We start from the raw sequence: 17,189 nt of genomic DNA on the forward strand, positions 1-17,189 counted from the left end.
CCTGTGCACGATACGCCACAGGGCCCCTGTTATTTTCCCTGCCACGGCAGGCTCCCGAGTGGCTTTTCCCAAGCCTGCCTTGGGCAAAACCTCTTTGCGAGACACGAGAAACAGCATGTACGAACTCAATCTGGATATCGCTCACTTCCTTGAGCACTACTGGCAGAAGCGCCCGCTCCTTATCAAAGGTGGCTTCACCGACTTTCAGGATCCCATCAGCCCGGACGAGCTGGCGGGTCTGGCCATGGAAGAGGTGGTAGAGTCCCGCCTCGTCACCCGTTTCGACGGCAAGTGGGATGCTGCCCACGGCCCCTTCGAATCCTACGACCATCTGGGCGAAGAGAACTGGACCATTCTGGTACAGGCTTGCAACCACTGGGCCCCAGAGGTGAACGAGCTGGCGGTACCGTTCCAGTTCATCCCGGGCTGGCGCTTTGACGATGTGATGGTAAGCTTCTCCACCCCTCACGCGGGTGTCGGCCCCCACATCGACAACTACGATGTGTTCATCACCCAGGGTCTGGGCAAACGCCACTGGCGGGTTGGCGATGCCAAGCCGCTCAACGAGTTTGCCGCCCACGCCGCCCTGCTGCACTGCGAGCCGTTCGAGGCGATCATCGACGTCATCATGGAGCCGGGCGACATCCTCTACATTCCGCCCGGATTCCCCCACGAAGGCTACGCCATCGAGCCCTCCATGAACTTCTCGGTGGGCTTCCGTGCGCCGGATGCCAAAGCACTTATCTCCTCCTTTGCCGATCACCTGATCGACAACGAGGTGCGTACCGAGCGTTACGGCGATGCCGATCTCAAGCCCCGCGCCCGTCACGGCGAGATCCAGCCCCACGAGCTGCACCGTCTGCGCGAGCTGATGCAACAGGCCCTCGATGACGAGACCCTGTTCAAGGAGTGGTTCGGCACCATGATCTCCGAGGCCAAGCACGATCTGGACGTCAATCCGGTCGAGCCGGACTACAGTGCCGAGGAGGTAGCCGACCTGCTGACCCAGGGCGAGCCCGCCATCAAGGTGCCGGGTCTGCGCAGCGTCTGGTTTAGCGGCGAGAGCCAGCAGTGCTTCATCGACGGTGAAGCCTGGACTCTGCAGAGCGAAGATGCGGAAGCCATTTCGCTGTTGTGTGACAAAGACATCATCACTCAAGCCGACATGGTGGAGCTGGCCGATCAGGCCGGTTTCCTGCAACTGCTGACCCGTCTGGTCAACCGCGGTTACTGGTTCTTCAACTGATCCGGCGGTAACTGAAGGATAAAAAGGCGCCTTATGGCGCCTTTTTTGTCACTCAGAGGCGGTTCAATTAACAATCGATGCGCGAAGCTGAACCCACTCTTGACGAACCGATAAGTGGTGATTTATTGAGCTAACATGGATGAGTATCATGCGTCCGTCCCTGTTCACAAGAGAAGCGCCACCATGCAAATCACCTCCCGGCCCATGCCACTGCCCGATTACGGCAAATATCCCTCCTCTCCGGCTGTCACGCCCGAACAGGTCAATCAGGCCCGTAACGAAGCGCTGATCAAGAAGGATGAATTACAGGCACAGAGCGAAGAGAAAGCAACGGCTCGCAGAACCCTGGCTGTCTCTTATACGGCTAACCAGCAAGATAAAGCCGTGGTGGAGCGCTACCTGGAGGCCAGCGGTCAGGAGAGCGACAGCAAGTCGGGCCCGAGCACGGCTGATATGTATCAGGCTGCGAATCGCTACCAGCGCCAGCAGAATCTCAGCGACTACATGCAATTCCAGCAGAGCCCGCTCGCCCAGCAGATGGGGGACATGGTGGGTGAAGATAATCGCAAGGGTACCCAGCTCGATATCATTGCCTGAGCCAATTTGCTCGAATAAGCCCGGCAGGGACCAATACAAGATGAAAAAGCCCTCGATGAGGGCTTTTTCGTTATGGCTTGTCGCTGTGACGTCTCGCTATAAATGGGACACTTCTGCCTGCGCGTCCGGCAGCTCGTCGGGGAGTTCATCAAACAGGGGGTGATAGAGCACCTCACCCTGCACACCCGCAAAACCGTGCTCCTGCAGCTCCATCGCCATAAAGCAGTCGGCAGGCACCTCATAGATGCAGTGCAGGCCAAACTCGCTGGCCGGGCGGAAACCGAAACGGCTGTAATAGGCCGGATCCCCGAGAACTACCACCCCTTTCCAGTCCATCTCAAGCGCCGTATCAAGCCCTTCACGGATGAGATCCGAGCCAATCCCCTGGCCTTGCCAGTCGGGATGAACCGCGACCGGCGCCAGACCGAGCCAGGGCCCTTCCATGCCGTTAATGGTGATCGGGCTTAGCATCAGGTGCCCCATGAACTCGTACTCTTCCTCTTCGACCATGGTCACCACGGCAGCGCCACATTCGCGCAGGCGGTTGACCAGTTCGGCCTCATCGGAACGACCGAAGGCGGCACTCAGCAGCTCATAGACCGGCAGCATGTCACCGGGGCGCTCGGTTCTCAACATCAGGTATTACTCCTCGTACAGCAGAGCGGGCATTATTCCACACAACGGCTGGTCATTCTGAGTACCTTTGTCCAAAAATGGGAGGGTGCACTCAGGAAAACGAGCTGCAAACTGTTGCTGCAAAGCGGTTAGCGTAGCCGGGGTGGCCCTGTTCATCGCCTCCCGGTAGGCAAGCCAGAGGGCGGGAGCCTCCCGCGCCAACCGCTCAAAGGTCAGTTCGGGCGTTTGATGCCAACAGCCATCCAGCTCGTCGACCAGCTCCGGCAGCTCCACCAGCAGCCGTAACTGCTGATAGCGTATCTGCGAAGAATCACCGTTGCCGCCCAGCGCCTGCGCCATCAATTGTTTGAACCAGTGGCGCCGTGATGCGCGCTCCTCGCGGCTGAGCAGCTCGGGCCCTTGACGCTGCAGCGCGGCCAGTTGCAGCAACCACGCCAGCCCCTGTTCATCCCTGTCTTTCAGCAAGACGCCGCCAAGATGGGACAACTGCTCCGGTTCGGCCTGCTCCAGCAGTTCGACGGGGTAACAGTGCACCTCCAGAGACCTCTCAAGATGCGGCGGGCAGCGAATAGAGCAGGACTCCTCCCCCGCGCCCCTCTCATCCACAAAGAGCGAGATGGCCAGCTTGCCGTTGGCACTCTGCCGATCCAACGTTACAGGATCCCACAGGATCACCACGGCGATCCGCTCATCAGCCAGCCAGCGGGAAATCTCCTCGGGCAAAGGATTGGGTAAGGAGGGAGCGCGATCCAGCCGCCAGTAACTCACCTCACACGGCTGGCGACCACTGATATGGCGCCGCCCGCGATAGTGCATCCCCACTTTTGCCATCACCCGGCCGGAGGCTAAATTGTCCGGCATATGGCGAGCCGTCAGCGCCGGCAGTTGCAGTTGGTCAAAGGCAAACTCCTTGACCAAGCCAGCGGCCCGAGTCGCCAGACCGCGATTCTGCCAGGGCACGCCCACCCACCAGGCGAGCTCGCCATTCCAGTGCAGGGAGATCACCCCAAGCAGCGCCGCACCTTGCTCCTCTGGCAAGGTGATGGCCCAGCTCCAGCCAAGCCCAAGCGCCGCCTTGCGCCAGCTGAGCGCCAGCCAGTCGAGGGCCCCCTCCGGCGGATAGGGGTGAGGAATATTGAGGGTGTAGCGGGCCAGCGCCTCGTCGCTGCAGTAGCGCACTATCTCGCGCTCATCGGCGGCCTGCAGTGGTCGCAGCACGACGCCTGATAGCGGATGACCCTCAGCCAGGGTCGGCACCGTCACGCGGCGCGCCAGCAGGCGATTGAGCACGGCGCCCAAATCGGCCTCGGGGGTGAGCGGCAGATCGGCCCCCACAGGGCCAAGGGTGAGCAGTCCCTGCTCCCTGGCGAGGGTCAATAGGGAGGTAGAGGCGCTGATCAGGATCTGGCGGCTGGGATCAACATGAAAATCCGCCAGCAGATCCCCATCGAGCCAGGCAGCCAGCAGGGCTCCCGGGCAGAGCACCCCGTCTGGAGGGCTGCTCGCCCAGGGTACATCGGTTTGATCGAGGGCAGCCGCCGCCTCTTTGCCCAGTAGCAGCTGCCAGCGATGACCCTGCTGCTGCCAGTGCAACAACAGCGCAGCCCACTGCGGTTGCCACAGACTGGCCTCGATCAGCAGTTCCATCAGCTGGCCTGACAGGCCGCTGGCAGCGTCAGGTGACGGGGATGGGCTTCGATACGGGCGATCCAGCTACGGATAGCTGGCCACCCCTGCAGGGAGAAGATCCCCTCCTCTGCCACATGGGTGTAGGCATAAAGGGCGATATCGGCGATGGTAGGCGCATCACCGCACAGGTAGGGGCTCTGTTTCAGCTGCTGCTCCATTACCGCCAGCGCCTTCTCGCCACCGGCTTTCAGACCGTCGAGCCTCGCCTCCTGCGACTCGGGTCGGCCGAGATAGTGAACGATAAAGCGGGCCACCGCGATGTAGGGCTCATGGCTGTACTGCTCAAAGAACATCCATTTGAGCACCTCGGCCTGCTGGCGCGGATCGGTTGGCCACAAGGTACTGCCTTGCGCCAGATAGAAGAGGATGGCGTTGGATTCCGCCAGCGTATCGCCCTGGCCAATCTCCAGCACCGGGATCTTGCCGTTGGGGTTCATGGCCAGAAATGCGGGGGTACGGGTATCCCCCGCCTGAATATCCACCTCTACCCACTCAAGGGGCAGCTCCAGCCAGCGGGCCAGCAGCCACACCTTGTAACAGTTGCCGGAACGCAGATCACCATACAGACGCATACACACTCCTTGTGAAAACAGATTTGAATAGCGCGCTCAGGGAGCCAGACGCTCGATATGCCAGCCATCCCCGTCGCGGGTGTAGTAGAAGCGGTCGTGCAGCCGGTGCTCGCCCCCCTGCCAGAACTCCACCGTCTCGATCATCACCCGGAATCCGCCCCAGAAGCTCGGCAGCGGCACTTCGCCATTGGCAAACTTCTGCTTGAGCTCGAGGAACTTGGCCTCCAGCACGCCACGGGCCGATATGCGGGTCGACTGCTTGGAGACCCAGGCTGCGATCTGGCTATCCTTGGGACGGCTGTGGAAGTACTTCATCACCTCGAAGGTGCTCATCTTCTCCACCCGACCGGTCACATGTACCTGACGGTCGAGCGTATGCCAAGGGAAGAGCAGACTGATACGGGGATTGCCTTCCAGCTGCTGCGCCTTGCGGCTACCCATGTTGGTGTAAAAGACCATCCCCTGGGCGTCGTAGTGCTTGAGCAGCACAGTGCGCTGCCAGGGCTGACCATCGGCATCGACGGTCGCCACTACCATCGCGGTGGGATCGGTCAGTTTGGCCTCACAGGCCTGCGCCAACCACTTCTCGAAAAGCGCCAGCGGCTCGGCCGGCAGATCGGCCCGGTGCAGACCGCCACGGGTATACTCACGGCGCAGATCAGCAACATCCATCATCTTGATTTTCCTTCAAATAAATAATGGTTCCACGACCATCAAGAGAGTGACGCAGGCATTGTGCGCTCGATAAAGCGACCTTGTAAACCATACAAAAAAAGCGAAGAGGCTAACGCCTCTTCGCTTGGTTCATCAATTTGCCAAAGATGGGTAATCTCACCCTTGGGTTATCTGGTTTAGTAGCTCATGATCTCACGACGACGCAGCAGCGCAGCGATACCAAGGCCCAACAGCGCGAACAGACCGGTCGAACCGCCACCACCACCGCCGCCATTGCTTTCAGGCTGGGGAGCCGGTGTGTTACTGCTCTTAGTCGCCAGTTTTGGCGTAATGGCATAGAAGATATTGTCGCTACAGGCCAGCTTGAGGCGAACAGCGCTGCCAGCATTGGCCGGAATGGTTACCTCATGAGCGCCATTGTTGCTCACGCCATTGACCAGCGGCTGCCAGCTCTTGCCTTCATCGTTGCTATAACTGATATCGACCCGCTGGCAGTTGATGCGGCCACCATCGGTTCCAGCTACTTGCCAATTCACTGTGGTCGGGCTACCAACCAGAATACGCTGGTCAGGGGCTGGCAATATCTTGAAGGTTTGTGAACCTGTATCGACCACTTCGACCGAGGTCTCACCATAGGCACCACCGCCTTTGCCATCACGGGCGACCAGACGGAAGTTAAGGGTGCGCGGCACATTGACCCAGACATCACCTTTCTCAGCTTCCCCTTTCAACTGGGTAGCCAGCGAAGGAAAGTGACGAACCGGGGATGTTGTCGGCGCGGCGTAACGATAAAGGGGACCGGTAGCAAGGAACCCGGAGCTCAATTGATGGCCACTCGTCGTTGCATCATCACTCAGGTCAACCTGCTCCCAAGTGTAAACAAGTGCATCACCATCAGGGTCACTGCCCTTACCACTCAGGCTAAACGCCACACCTTTAGGGATCACATGCACTGGCGGCACTTCGGTAATTTCCGGCTCCAAATTGTCCCCATTCTGTCTCGGAATAGAGGCGCCACAACGCGATGCGATAGTCGGTGCAAGAATCGCTGCGTCCTTGATTTCGATCTCCCCTTTCTGCGCTTTGGCTTCTCTCGCGATGATATGCTGCAGCATCTGCTCAATCGACTTGCTATGAAAATAAGCCTCGCTGTTGAGATGTACGTTTTGCTCCCCCATCAAACCCGCATAACCCATTATTGAACTACCACTGCCTGGCTCCCATGCCATAGATGGCTCTCTTTGTGTCCCATTTGCATTGTAGGTATGATTGGCGCCAAATTGATGGCCAATTTCATGCGCAACGAAGTCAATAAAAAATGCATCACCAACAGGATTGATATTTCCTGTAACAGCTTGAGACCTGGATGAATAAAAATATCCTATGTCATCACATAATGACCCAACCCTCGCCGAACCTGCATCTTTACCCGCGGTCAATACATGGCCAAGGTCGAAATAACCAATCTCTCTACTAATCAGTTTCTCTCTCTGAACTCTAGCATTTATAAGAGTATCTCTTGTTTCACCTGGATATCTACCATTCACAAAAGGATCGTCAGCAAGATTTTCGAATATAATATTGTGATTTCCCTCTGCCAATACGAAACGAACACCCAAGTCCCTTTCATACACCTCATTTAAACGGTTAACCAATACAGCCAGTGAATCCAAGGCTTGCGCCTTGCCGCCAAAGAACTTGGTATATGCACCAGTGGTAGAGAATGCAATGCTGTACTGGGTAAGCGCTGCCTTGCTATAACTAGCCTCGTTACGAGCCGCTTCAGTATTATTTTCTAGATTTTTTTTCGGCTCGGACTTGTCAATGATCTCATTGATATTCTTGCCACTCATTGAATGTGCATCTTTTTTGTAATAGACAGCGTAGGTACCGTTGCGCTGAATATCGACAAACACCTGCTCTCCAGCATGCATAAACATGCCGTTAAAACCGCGTGGAGAAATATTAAAGCGACCGGTATTGCTGGCGGTACCCACTTCATGCCCTTTATAGGTCATGATATCTGGGTATTTTGCTGCCAGCGCAGGCGGTAATACGGAATAGGCTTCCAATTCATATTGCACCATCTTGCCATCAGGCAATGGTAGCGCAATCACGGTTTGGCCCAAGCGCAGATTTTCTAAAAAATCCGGTTCTACCTCAAAGATATTGTATGCGCGAGCCCTTACAGGTTCATCGGCCTGCTTGCTGCGTTTTTCGATCATATGCCATGGGGATGCCAGCGCGATATTGGCTGACATTGCGATGACAACTGAGATTGCATTTATTGTGAACTTCATCATTATTAATCACCTGACTGAACAGCCGGCGAGAATAACGTGACGCAAATCACAATTCAACTTTTTCAATAAAAATTAAATGGATTTTATTTCATTTAAAATCATAAAGTTAGTGAGTCATAGTTTATAAACAGCTCATTTTGTTAGCATTTTCAGCAGTTCTTTTTAATAGAGTTAAAACTCCAAAAAAGTATATAGGGGCTCATATGTGAGTCATCGAATCATTCCCATGAGACTATCACTATGTTTGGAATATTAGAGTTATAACTCCAATCATGCCGATTTACACGCCGTTGTGAAACAGCCACTACGGCCTTGAAATCGCCTCCGGCATGCACCTTTCCAGCATCTGTCGGTTATATCGGGTGGCATAGTCAATCCGCTGCTCAAACTCAGACTCCTTGCCCATCTCAATTACATCACCGAACCCTTTCAGATAACGGACTCCGCACCGGGTTCTCGCTTCTGCTTGCAATGACTCCACAACCCCCGGAGCCATACCGCCGCGCCCGCCACGCACGATGAGCCGATAATCCTGAGCAGCAAGACTTTCATCTATTGCCTCGGTCAGTGATGCGGCCACAACAGGCGCTGCGCAGATATATAGAAACAGCAAACTGACGGCTAACCGTAATACCTGCGCCATCCGGCTGCCCCTCCCATCAGGAGGATCACGATAAGATTCACTGCACCACCACCACCGCCGCCACCCGCATTGTTGTCGGTAATGACAGTTGCACTTTCCGTAGTGGCAGACGCATTACCTCTTATCCCATTGATAGAAAAAAAAATATTATTGCTGCATGCCAGCTTCAGCCTGGCCGTGCTGGTCAACGGTGCAGGCAACACCACACTGGCCGAACCGTTATTGGCAAGCCCGCTTGCCAGCGTAGTCCACGTAGAACCACCATTCTGTGTCAGTGCCAAATCCACTCTGGGACAATTGATAGGAGGCTGATCGGTCCCGGCAACATTCCATGTCACTAGCTGAGTGCTACCCGCCACCATGGCGCCGATCTGCGGAGCTGTGATGGCAAATGCCGCGCCGGTATTGATCACCTGAACCACCATTTCATCACTGCTCACCGCCCCCTGACCATCACGTACGGTAAGGCGGAACTGGAGATTGCGATTGGTCGCAGGCCACGCCTCTCCTTTGGCCAAGACACCCGATATCAGAGAGCTCATGGCGGGCAATGTTCTACGGGGATCCGATGTTGGTGAAACAAAGCGAAACAGCGGGCGGGTTCCATCATCCACCATGGTTGCCACGCTGTAGGATGCATTGCCAAGATCAACCTGCTCCCAGGTGTAACTGAGGGGATGACCATCCAGATCCAGCGCACTACCGACAAGAGTGAAAGGCGTATTGGCGGGGATCACCCTATCGCCCCCCGCATCCACAACCGGCGCGTTATTGGCAAGCGCCAGGTCGGTGCCGCAGGAGGGCAGAGAGGCCATCAGAGCCCGCATCTGCTCGATCGACTTGCTGTGAAAAAAAGGTGTGCTGTTAACCTGCAGATTCTCCTCACCACAGATCCCGGCATAGGCCATGATGGTCGAGCCACTGCCCGGTTCCCAGGCTGAGCTAGCCTTGCGACCTGTTGCACAACTGTCGGCCATGCCATTGAAGGAGTGCTCGGCCCCCAGCTGGTGCCCCAATTCGTGAGCCACATAATCAATAAAGAACGCATCACCGATAGGCTGTGAGCCTCCGGTCATGCCCCGTGAACGGCTGAAAGGGTTGCATAAAGATCTCAGGGTCGCCACCCCGCCGCCTGATGTCGCCAGCAGATGGCCCAGATCAAAAGAAGGATTGAGCAACACCCCCTGTTGGGTCTGGTTGATTGCGATATCCTGAGTCGAGTTGGTGAAAGGATCCGTCGCAGGATCGGTGAAAATCACATTATCCGTATCAGCTGCAAGCTGAAACTCGGCCCCCACATCACGGCGATAGACTTCATTGACCCGATTAAGCAGTGTTGCAATGGCCGAGAGTGCTGCAACCTTGGTACCACCGTGATACTGAGTATATTCCCCGGTTGCCGAGATGGCGATGGTGTAGCGCTTGCGCAAATTGCCATCGACCAGCACAGCTCGCTCACGCTCGATACCATGAGGATCAATCACCTGATCCACATCCTGTCGCCGCCAGGCATCTTGCTGTTCATAAACGGCATAAGAGAAACCGTCCTGAAGCGGATCGACATAAAAGGTACGCCCCTGATGGGTAAACATACCGTGAAAACCATGTATGGTGACATCAAATCGGCCTGTATCCGCTGCCCGATCGATAGCCTTCCCACTGTAAGTATTGATAGAAGGGTAGCGCTGGGCCAAAGGCTCCGGGAGCAAGGCATTGGGATGAACATCAAACTGCACCGTAGTGCCATCCGGCAATGGCAAGGTCAATACACTGGCGAGATGCCCGGGTTCAAAAGGCTTGTCAGGAACCACCACTCTGACCTTTTCAGCTCGCACATCATAGACCCCTCCCCTTTCCAAGTTTTCATCCATGAAGGTCCACTGTGGTTCTGCTGCAACCTGAACAGACAAACTGGTGATAATCACCGCAATGCCATGCTTCATAGAGCCTCCTTGCCCTACCTTGGTGACAACAAGTATGGTGCAGCGTCAATTGACGATCTGCGTGACAGACAGAAAAGAAAATTCGCACAAAACTTCTGTCACGCTGAAAAATCGTGCTACACCCGCGCTCCCCCATCTCAGGCAATACAGACTGGCCCCATTCAACAACGGAAAAAGTGAAGGCGCCATTGGCGCCTTCACGGATAGATAGGGGGATGAATATCCCCTCCATTTGGATTGGTTCATTGGTGTATTACTGCTTGCCAGCACCCGATGCTATTGGGCAATGAATCACCATACGCTGGTTATACTCGCTGGCGTAAGCGCTCAACTTGGCATGTATCTCTTGCTGACCGGGCCTTATCACATCGCCCAATCCATCCAGATAACGCTTGCCACAGCGCGCCTTGGCCTCTGCCTGCTGCTCGGCTGCAATACCGGGGGCGAACTCTCCCCGCCCTGCTATCACTATCAGGCGGTAATCCTGCCTGGCGAGGTTTGCACTCAGCTCCTGTTCCAGCGTGCTGGCATCGGCCTGACAACCGCCGAGCATGACAAGCAGCAACAGAGGGACTCCCTTCATGTACGCCTCCGTTGCCAGCCGAGCAGTGCCAGAGCCAGCGTCCACAATCCGAGCGCCCCGCCACCACCGCCGCCACCTGAAGTCGAGCCACCTTGCACCAGAGGCAATTTGAGGGGACTGATGGCAAAGAAGATATTGTCGCTGCATGCCACTTTCAGCCTGACGCTGCTGGTGAGATCGGCAGGCAACGTTACCGTTGCTGCGCCGTTATTGGGTTGTCCGGCGGCAAGCATTGTCCAGCTTACGCCCTCATCCTGAGTCACCGAGATGTCCACCTTGCTGCAACTGATCGGCGCCACAGTTGTGCCCGCCACATCCCATGCTACGGCCTGACTGGCCCCCGGAGTGAGAGTCACCCCGTAAAACGGATTGGTGATGCGAAATGCCGCGCCGGTATTGATCACTTGCACTTTCATGTCATCACTGGCAACGCCACCCTGACCATCACGCACCGTCAGTCTGAAATTGAGATCCCGGTTGGTAGTCGGCCAGGCCTCTCCTTTGGCAAGCGTGCCGGAGAGCAGGGATGGCAAACTCGGCAGGATCCGCTCCGGCGATGCCGTGGGAGAGACAAAACGAAACAGCGGCCGGGAGCCATCGTCAATCATGGTGGCGGCACTACTCGATTCAGTACCCAGATCGATCTGCTCCCAGTTGTAGAGCAGAGAATCATTATCCAGATCTCCACCAGCCCCTTTTAACATAAAGGCCGTATTGGCAGGGATCACATAGTCCCCCCCTGCTGCTGCCTGCGGGGCATTATTGCTCAACACGAGTGTGGTTCCACAAGTCGATACGGTCGCCATGTGCGCACGCATCTGCTCGATGGACTTGCTATGAAAATAGGGGTCGCTGTGAGTCTGGATATTCTCATCACCACAAATACCGGCATAGGCCATGATGGAGCTGCCACTACCAGGCTCATAGGCTTGACTCGCAACCCGGGTCCCAGCACCGCAACTCCCGGTAGTGCCGTTGAAGGTATGATCGGCACCAAACTGGTGGCCAATTTCATGAGCCACATAGTCAACGAAGAAGGCGTCTCCCACCGGTGTGGGTGAACCCGACATCCCGCCAGACTTCTGATTGGTGCAGAGCACTGCCAAACCGGCCAGACCACCGCTACCGGTATTGAGTACATGGCCGATATCAAAATTACCGAGCTGCATATTGGTAAAGTAATAAGCCTGTACCCCGATATTGGTCTGCGCATCCGAATTATCATTGGCAAACAAGTCGCTGGCTGGATCGGTAAAGATCAGGTTGTCATTGCCACTGGCCAGCACGAATTCGGCGCCCACATCCCGTTGATAGACCTGATTGACGCGGTTGAGCAAGGTCGCAATCGCCGCCATGGTAAGCGCTTTGGAGCCACCGTGGTATTGGGTAAATTCTCCTGTCGCCGAAATGGCAATGACGTAGCGCTTGCGAACATTGCCATCCACTTGCACCTTGCGCACCAGTTTGCTGAGCTTGGGCCCGATCACCTCATCTGCAGCCTCTTCCAATCGACTATGGGCATCCTGCTGGTAATAGACGGCATAGCCTTCGGCATTGCGCAGCGGATCGACAAACACCATCCTGCCCTGATGGCTGAACATGGCGTGGAAACCTTGCGGCCCCAGATCGAAGCGCCCCGTCTCTATCGGATGCGCCGGGTTGTGACCCTTGAAGGTGCGGATCTGCGGATACTTGGCGGCAAGATCTGCAGGCAGCAAGTCGTAGGCTTCCAGAGCAAAGGTGACCTCCCCCCCATCGGGCAGCGGCAGGGTCAGCTCACTCGCCCCGGCTTGCAGCCCGGCAAAATAGTCGAGCGGCACCTTGGCCACCCGAAACTGATTGGCCCGCACCTCATAACCTTGCTCCGCAGTCGCTCTGGCGGCTACCGTACTCCACTCGCTGGCCATCAGGCTGGTTGACCCCAACAAACTGGCCACCAACAAGGCCAACGAACACTTACTGGTCACATGCATCTTTGTCATCCTTGTAGTCATGCACTTTTTTGAACCATTACCGGCATCATTATCCCGCCGAATCAAAAAGCCCGGCGCCACTGTTTCAGCCACTCACCCATGGGGAGTGTTGCGCCAACCCCATCTAACCCCTATCATTGCGCGGATTTGTCAATTTTAGAACTGTCCCTCTTCACAAAGGTGCGGTTCATCTTTATCTGGCCAAGGTTAATCTCATGCTCAAATCCCCACTGTTGCCCCGTTTCGGGGATCTGGTCGTTGCCATTATTGACGATGTGCTCGGTCAGGGTCTTACCCTCGACCGCGCTTATGCCCGTCACTTCTCCGGCATCGAACTCAAACCGCAAGAACAGGCAAGGATTGCCCTGGTCACCGGCGACCTGCTGCGCCGTCTCAGCCTCTATTGTTTCCTCACCGGTATTCAGGTGCGTCAGGCCGAAAAGAATGTCTGGCCGCTGCTGCACAGCTGGCATGCCTTCCACAAAATTGCCCAGCCCAACCACCCGACCCTGGATCGCTTCAATGAAGAAGCATTCCGCCGACGTCTGACCGAGGCGAAGAAGAACCCGGTATTGATGGATGGTTGCCCGAGCTGGCTGGAGAAACTGGGTAGCGAGCAGCTGGGGGAAGCCTGGCCTGCCGAGCGTGCCGCTCTGGCCTGGATGCCCAAGCGCTACCTGCGGGTCAACACCCTCAAGTGCCCCCGTGATGAGCTGCAAGCCATTCTAGCCAAAGAGCAGGTCACCACCATTCCGGTTGATGGTGTGGAGACTGCCCTGCAGGTCACCTCGGACGCCGCCCTGTTCCGTACCAAGGCCTTTGCCGATGGTTGCTTCGAGCAGCAGGACGCAGGCTCCCAGCTGGTTGCTGCGGCTCTGGAGGTCACCCCGGGCATGCGCGTCATCGACGCCTGCGCCGGTGCCGGTGGCAAGACCCTGCACATCGCCGCCATGATGCAGGGCAAAGGCCGTCTGCTGGCGATGGATGTGGAAGAGTGGAAGCTGGAGAACCTCAAGCAGCGCGCCCGTCGCGCCGGTGCCCACAACGTGGAAACCCGGGTCATCACCAGCAGCAAGACCGTCAAGCGCCTCAAAGAGAGCGCCGACCGCGTACTGCTGGACGTGCCCTGCTCCGGTCTAGGCGTACTCAAGCGCAATCCGGATGCCAAGTGGCGTGATACCGCCGAGCGTCTGCCGGTGCTGGTCGCGCTGCAAGAAGAGATCCTGCAGCGTTACAGCCAGATGGTGAAAGTCGGCGGCCTGCTGGTCTATGCAACCTGCTCCATCCTGCCCGAGGAGAACCGCCAGCAGGTGGACAAGTTCCTCGCCGCCAACGAAAACTTCCGTCTGCGTGACGATCACACCGTGAGCCCGTCCGAGACCGGCTTCGACGGCTTCTACATGGCTCGTATCGAACGGATCGCCTGATCCAGAATGACCTGCTCCTTGCGCCCTTATCGCGCACGGCGGGTTCGATGAAAAAAGAGCGGCAGCCCTCGGGCTGCCGCTCTTTTTATTGATAAGGATCGCCGCGTCAGGACTCCAGCGCAGCAATCGCCTCTATCTCGATCTTCACATCCTTCGGTAACCGAGCCACTTCTACGCAGGAGCGAGCCGGATACATGGCATCGTGCTCGGTGAAGAAGTCGTTGTAGACCTGATTCACCGCAGCAAAGTCGTTCAGATCCGAGACAAACACCGTGGTCTTGAAGATGTTGCGCACCTCGCCGCCTGCCGCCTCGACAATCGCCTGTACGTTTTGCAGGGAGCGCAGGGTCTGCGCTTCGATCCCTTCCGCAACGTCGCCGCTCACCGGGTCCAGCGGGATCTGACCGGAAGTGTAGAGGATGTTGCCAATCCGGGTGGCCTGCACATAGGGGCCGATGGCGCCCGGCGCCGCTTTGGTAGTGATAACCTGTCGCATCTGTTACTTCCTCGTGCTGACAAACAAAAAGTAGGCCCGGAGCAAACCTGCTCACCCCGGGCATGAGAGTTACATCATGTTGGTGAAGGTTCTGGAGATGACGTCCTGCTGCTGCTCGCGGGTCAGGGCGTTGAAGCGCACCGCATAACCGGAGACCCGGATGGTCAGGCTGGGGTACTTGTCCGGATTCTCGATGGCATCCAGCAGCATCTCGCGATTCATCACATTGACGTTGAGGTGCTGACCCCCTTCCACATCCCGCTCATGATGGAAGTAGCCATCCATCAGCCCCACCAGATTGCTCTCGCGATTGGCCGGCTCCTTGCCGAGCGCCCCCGGCACGATGGAGAAGGTGTAGGAGATCCCGTCCTTGGCGTATTTGAACGGCAGCTTGGCCACCGAGGCGAGCGAGGCGACCGCCCCTTTTCGATCCCGACCGTGCATAGGATTAGCCCCCGGCGCAAACGGCGCGCCAGCGCGGCGGCCATCCGGGGTGTTGCCGGTCTTCTGGCCATAGACCACGTTGGAGGTGATGGTCAGGATCGACTGGGTCGGTACCGCATTGCGGTAGGTCGGCAGCGCCTGGATCTTCTTCATGAAGCGCTCGACCAGATCGCAGGCGATGGAGTCGGCCCGCTCGTCGTTGTTGCCGTACTGGGGATACTCCCCCTCAATCACGAAATCGACCGCCAGCCCGTCAGCATCGCGCACCGGCTTGACCCGAGCGTACTTGATGGCCGCCAGCGAATCGACCGCCACCGACAGACCGGCAATGCCGCAGGCCATGGTGCGATAGACGTCGCGATCGTGCAGCGCCATCAACGAAGCCTCGTAGCTGTACTTGTCGTGCATGTAGTGAATAAGGTTGAGCGCGCTGATGTACTGCACTGCCAGCCAATCCATAAAGCTGTCGAGGCTGGCCATGACGGTGTCGTAATCCAGCACCTCGTCCATGATGGGCGCCACTTTCGGGCCAACCTGGATCTTAAGCTTCTCGTCCACCCCGCCGTTGATGCAATAGAGCAGGGTCTTGGCGAGGTTGGCGCGGGCACCGAAGAACTGCATCTGCTTGCCGATCACCATGGGACTCACGCAGCAGGCGATGGCGTAATCATCGCTCTCGAAGTCGGTGCGCATCAGGTCATCGTTCTCATACTGCAGGGATGAGGTATCGATGGAGACGCGAGCCGCATAGGTCTTGAAGGCCCGCGGCAGCCCTTCCGCCCAGAGGATGGTGAGGTTGGGCTCAGGCGCTGGCCCCATGGTCTTGAGGGTGTGGAGGTAGCGGAAGGAGTTCTTGGTCACCAGAGTACGACCATCCAGCCCCATGCCACCAATCACCTCGGTCGCCCAGATGGGATCGCCGGAGAAGAGGGAGTCAAACTCCGGGGTACGCAGGAAACGTACCATGCGGATCTTCATGATGAAGTGATCGACCAGCTCCTGGGCATCCTGTTCGCTGATAAGCCCCGCCTTAAGATCCCGCTCGATATAGATGTCGAGGAAGGTGGCAGTACGACCGAGGGACATGGCCCCGCCATTTTGCGACTTCACCGCCGCCAAATAGGCAAAGTAGAGCCACTGCACCGCCTGCTGGGCAGTGCGCGCCGGCCCGGAGATGTCAAAGCCGTAGCTGGCCGCCATCTGCTTGATCTGCACCAGTGCCCGCTTGTGCTCGGCCAGCTCCTCGCGCTGGCGGATCACCTGCTCCAGCTGCTCTCCCCGCTCGAGCGCCGGTTGCAGATCGGCAAACTGCAGCTCCCGCTCACGGATTAGATAATCTATGCCATAGAGCGCGACCCGACGATAATCTCCGATAATGCGACCACGGCCGTAACCATCCGGCAAACCGGTCAAAATTCCCGATTTTCGACAGCGCAACATCTCGGGAGAGTAGACGTCGAACACGCCCTGGTTATGGGTTTTGCGTAATTCGCTGAAGGTATATTCAAATTCGGGATCCATCTCCCGGCCATATGCTTCAAAAGAGCTGCGGATCATATTTACGCCGCCAAATGGATGCAGTGCTCTTTTAAGGGGCTTGTCGGTTTGCAGGCCAACAATCTTTTCCAGCCCCTGCTCGATATAACCTGGCCCGTGGGCAGTAATGGTCGTGGCAATATTGGTATCAAAATCGACCGGTGCGTGGGTGGCGTTCTCGATACGGATCCCCTCCATCACCTTGTTCCACAAAGTGGTGGTCGCCTCGGTCGCATCTGCTAAAAACTGTTCGTCACCTTCATAGGGGGTGTAGTTCTGCTGGATAAAATCACGGACGTTGATCTCGTGCTTCCAGTTTTCACCGGTAAACCCTTGCCATGCCTGACGGAATTTATCCTGATCCAATTGCATATCAACTTTCATCAAATAAACCTCATTCACTACTCATGACACAAGAGTGGAAGA

Annotated in this window: 14 protein-coding genes; 3 read left to right on the top strand and 11 right to left on the bottom strand. The window is 56.9% G+C overall.

Annotation, left to right across the window (positions count from 1 at the left end; all coding sequences use genetic code 11):
• The first annotated feature begins 115 nt into the window (after positions 1-115).
• Together OKB77_RS16955 and OKB77_RS16960 are read left to right on the top strand one after the other, a co-directional pair.
• Positions 116-1,246 carry a ribosomal protein uL16 3-hydroxylase gene (locus OKB77_RS16955; RefSeq protein ID WP_270818006.1) on the top strand — a complete coding sequence of 377 codons (1,131 nt, stop codon included), beginning with the start codon at positions 116-118 and terminating at the stop codon, positions 1,244-1,246.
• Between the two features lie 183 nt (positions 1,247-1,429).
• On the top strand, positions 1,430-1,843 hold the full coding sequence (locus tag OKB77_RS16960) for a hypothetical protein (RefSeq protein WP_270818007.1): 414 nt from the start codon (positions 1,430-1,432) through the stop codon (positions 1,841-1,843).
• 96 nt (positions 1,844-1,939) lie between these two features.
• Here the strand turns inward: OKB77_RS16960 and OKB77_RS16965 are convergent, their stop codons facing one another.
• From OKB77_RS16965 to OKB77_RS17005, 9 genes are all read right to left on the bottom strand, one after another.
• Entirely contained in the window at positions 1,940-2,479 is a 540-nt protein-coding gene (locus OKB77_RS16965) for a GNAT family N-acetyltransferase (RefSeq protein WP_270818008.1), read from the bottom strand.
• Between the two features lie 6 nt (positions 2,480-2,485).
• Complete coding sequence (locus OKB77_RS16970) at positions 2,486-4,126, bottom strand: GNAT family N-acetyltransferase (RefSeq protein WP_270818009.1); 1,641 nt, start codon at positions 4,124-4,126, stop codon at positions 2,486-2,488.
• Positions 4,126-4,740: a glutathione S-transferase family protein gene (locus OKB77_RS16975; protein WP_204385224.1), complete on the bottom strand. Its 615-nt coding sequence runs from the start codon at positions 4,738-4,740 to the stop codon at positions 4,126-4,128. Before OKB77_RS16975 ends, OKB77_RS16970 begins: the two co-directional genes overlap by 1 nt.
• A 36-nt stretch (positions 4,741-4,776) precedes the next feature.
• Positions 4,777-5,415 (bottom strand): pyridoxamine 5'-phosphate oxidase, encoded by a 639-nt coding sequence (gene pdxH / locus OKB77_RS16980; protein WP_204385223.1) that lies wholly within the window; start codon positions 5,413-5,415, stop codon positions 4,777-4,779.
• Between the two features lie 176 nt (positions 5,416-5,591).
• Complete coding sequence (locus OKB77_RS16985) at positions 5,592-7,718, bottom strand: reprolysin-like metallopeptidase (protein ID WP_270818010.1); 2,127 nt, start codon at positions 7,716-7,718, stop codon at positions 5,592-5,594.
• 304 nt (positions 7,719-8,022) lie between these two features.
• On the bottom strand, positions 8,023-8,361 hold the full coding sequence (locus tag OKB77_RS16990; protein ID WP_080768659.1) for a hypothetical protein: 339 nt from the start codon (positions 8,359-8,361) through the stop codon (positions 8,023-8,025).
• Complete coding sequence (locus tag OKB77_RS16995) at positions 8,340-10,304, bottom strand: reprolysin-like metallopeptidase (RefSeq protein ID WP_270818011.1); 1,965 nt, start codon at positions 10,302-10,304, stop codon at positions 8,340-8,342. The genes OKB77_RS16990 and OKB77_RS16995 overlap by 22 nt, the downstream gene beginning before the upstream one ends.
• A gap of 253 nt (positions 10,305-10,557) precedes the next feature.
• The gene (locus OKB77_RS17000; protein WP_120415664.1) at positions 10,558-10,887 is read right to left on the bottom strand and encodes a hypothetical protein; all 330 of its coding nucleotides are present in this window, start codon (positions 10,885-10,887) and stop codon (positions 10,558-10,560) included.
• Complete coding sequence (locus OKB77_RS17005; RefSeq protein WP_270818012.1) at positions 10,884-12,860, bottom strand: reprolysin-like metallopeptidase; 1,977 nt, start codon at positions 12,858-12,860, stop codon at positions 10,884-10,886. The genes OKB77_RS17000 and OKB77_RS17005 overlap by 4 nt, the downstream gene beginning before the upstream one ends.
• A 215-nt stretch (positions 12,861-13,075) precedes the next feature.
• Here OKB77_RS17005 and OKB77_RS17010 point away from each other — a divergent pair, with 215 nt between their 5' ends.
• Positions 13,076-14,287: an RsmB/NOP family class I SAM-dependent RNA methyltransferase gene (locus OKB77_RS17010; RefSeq protein WP_270818013.1), complete on the top strand. Its 1,212-nt coding sequence runs from the start codon at positions 13,076-13,078 to the stop codon at positions 14,285-14,287.
• Positions 14,288-14,393: 106 nt separating this feature from the next.
• On the opposite strand, the gene OKB77_RS17015 is transcribed toward OKB77_RS17010, so the two are convergent.
• Both OKB77_RS17015 and pflB read right to left on the bottom strand, forming a co-directional pair.
• Positions 14,394-14,783, bottom strand: a complete 390-nt coding sequence (locus OKB77_RS17015; protein ID WP_108541336.1) for a RidA family protein — start codon at positions 14,781-14,783, stop codon at positions 14,394-14,396.
• Between the two features lie 69 nt (positions 14,784-14,852).
• Complete coding sequence (pflB, locus tag OKB77_RS17020; RefSeq protein ID WP_270818014.1) at positions 14,853-17,147, bottom strand: formate C-acetyltransferase; 2,295 nt, start codon at positions 17,145-17,147, stop codon at positions 14,853-14,855.
• Positions 17,148-17,189 lie beyond the last annotated feature (42 nt).

The organism is Aeromonas sp. Y318-3 (genome assembly GCF_027706185.1).
GTDB lineage: Bacteria > Pseudomonadota > Gammaproteobacteria > Enterobacterales > Aeromonadaceae > Aeromonas > Aeromonas veronii.

Coding starts and splice junctions, on each gene's coding strand:
- pdxH (WP_204385223.1), bottom strand. CDS start 5,415: ATGATGGATGTTGCTGATCTGCGCCGTGAGTATACCCGTGGCGGTCTG.
- OKB77_RS17005 (WP_270818012.1), bottom strand. CDS start 12,860: ATGCATGTGACCAGTAAGTGTTCGTTGGCCTTGTTGGTGGCCAGTTTG.
- OKB77_RS16955 (WP_270818006.1), top strand. CDS start 116: ATGTACGAACTCAATCTGGATATCGCTCACTTCCTTGAGCACTACTGG.
- OKB77_RS16995 (WP_270818011.1), bottom strand. CDS start 10,304: ATGAAGCATGGCATTGCGGTGATTATCACCAGTTTGTCTGTTCAGGTT.
- OKB77_RS16985 (WP_270818010.1), bottom strand. CDS start 7,718: ATGATGAAGTTCACAATAAATGCAATCTCAGTTGTCATCGCAATGTCA.
- OKB77_RS17015 (WP_108541336.1), bottom strand. CDS start 14,783: ATGCGACAGGTTATCACTACCAAAGCGGCGCCGGGCGCCATCGGCCCC.
- OKB77_RS16965 (WP_270818008.1), bottom strand. CDS start 2,479: ATGTTGAGAACCGAGCGCCCCGGTGACATGCTGCCGGTCTATGAGCTG.
- pflB (WP_270818014.1), bottom strand. CDS start 17,147: ATGAAAGTTGATATGCAATTGGATCAGGATAAATTCCGTCAGGCATGG.
- OKB77_RS16970 (WP_270818009.1), bottom strand. CDS start 4,126: ATGGAACTGCTGATCGAGGCCAGTCTGTGGCAACCGCAGTGGGCTGCG.
- OKB77_RS17000 (WP_120415664.1), bottom strand. CDS start 10,887: ATGAAGGGAGTCCCTCTGTTGCTGCTTGTCATGCTCGGCGGTTGTCAG.
- OKB77_RS16975 (WP_204385224.1), bottom strand. CDS start 4,740: ATGCGTCTGTATGGTGATCTGCGTTCCGGCAACTGTTACAAGGTGTGG.
- OKB77_RS16990 (WP_080768659.1), bottom strand. CDS start 8,361: ATGGCGCAGGTATTACGGTTAGCCGTCAGTTTGCTGTTTCTATATATC.
- OKB77_RS16960 (WP_270818007.1), top strand. CDS start 1,430: ATGCAAATCACCTCCCGGCCCATGCCACTGCCCGATTACGGCAAATAT.
- OKB77_RS17010 (WP_270818013.1), top strand. CDS start 13,076: ATGCTCAAATCCCCACTGTTGCCCCGTTTCGGGGATCTGGTCGTTGCC.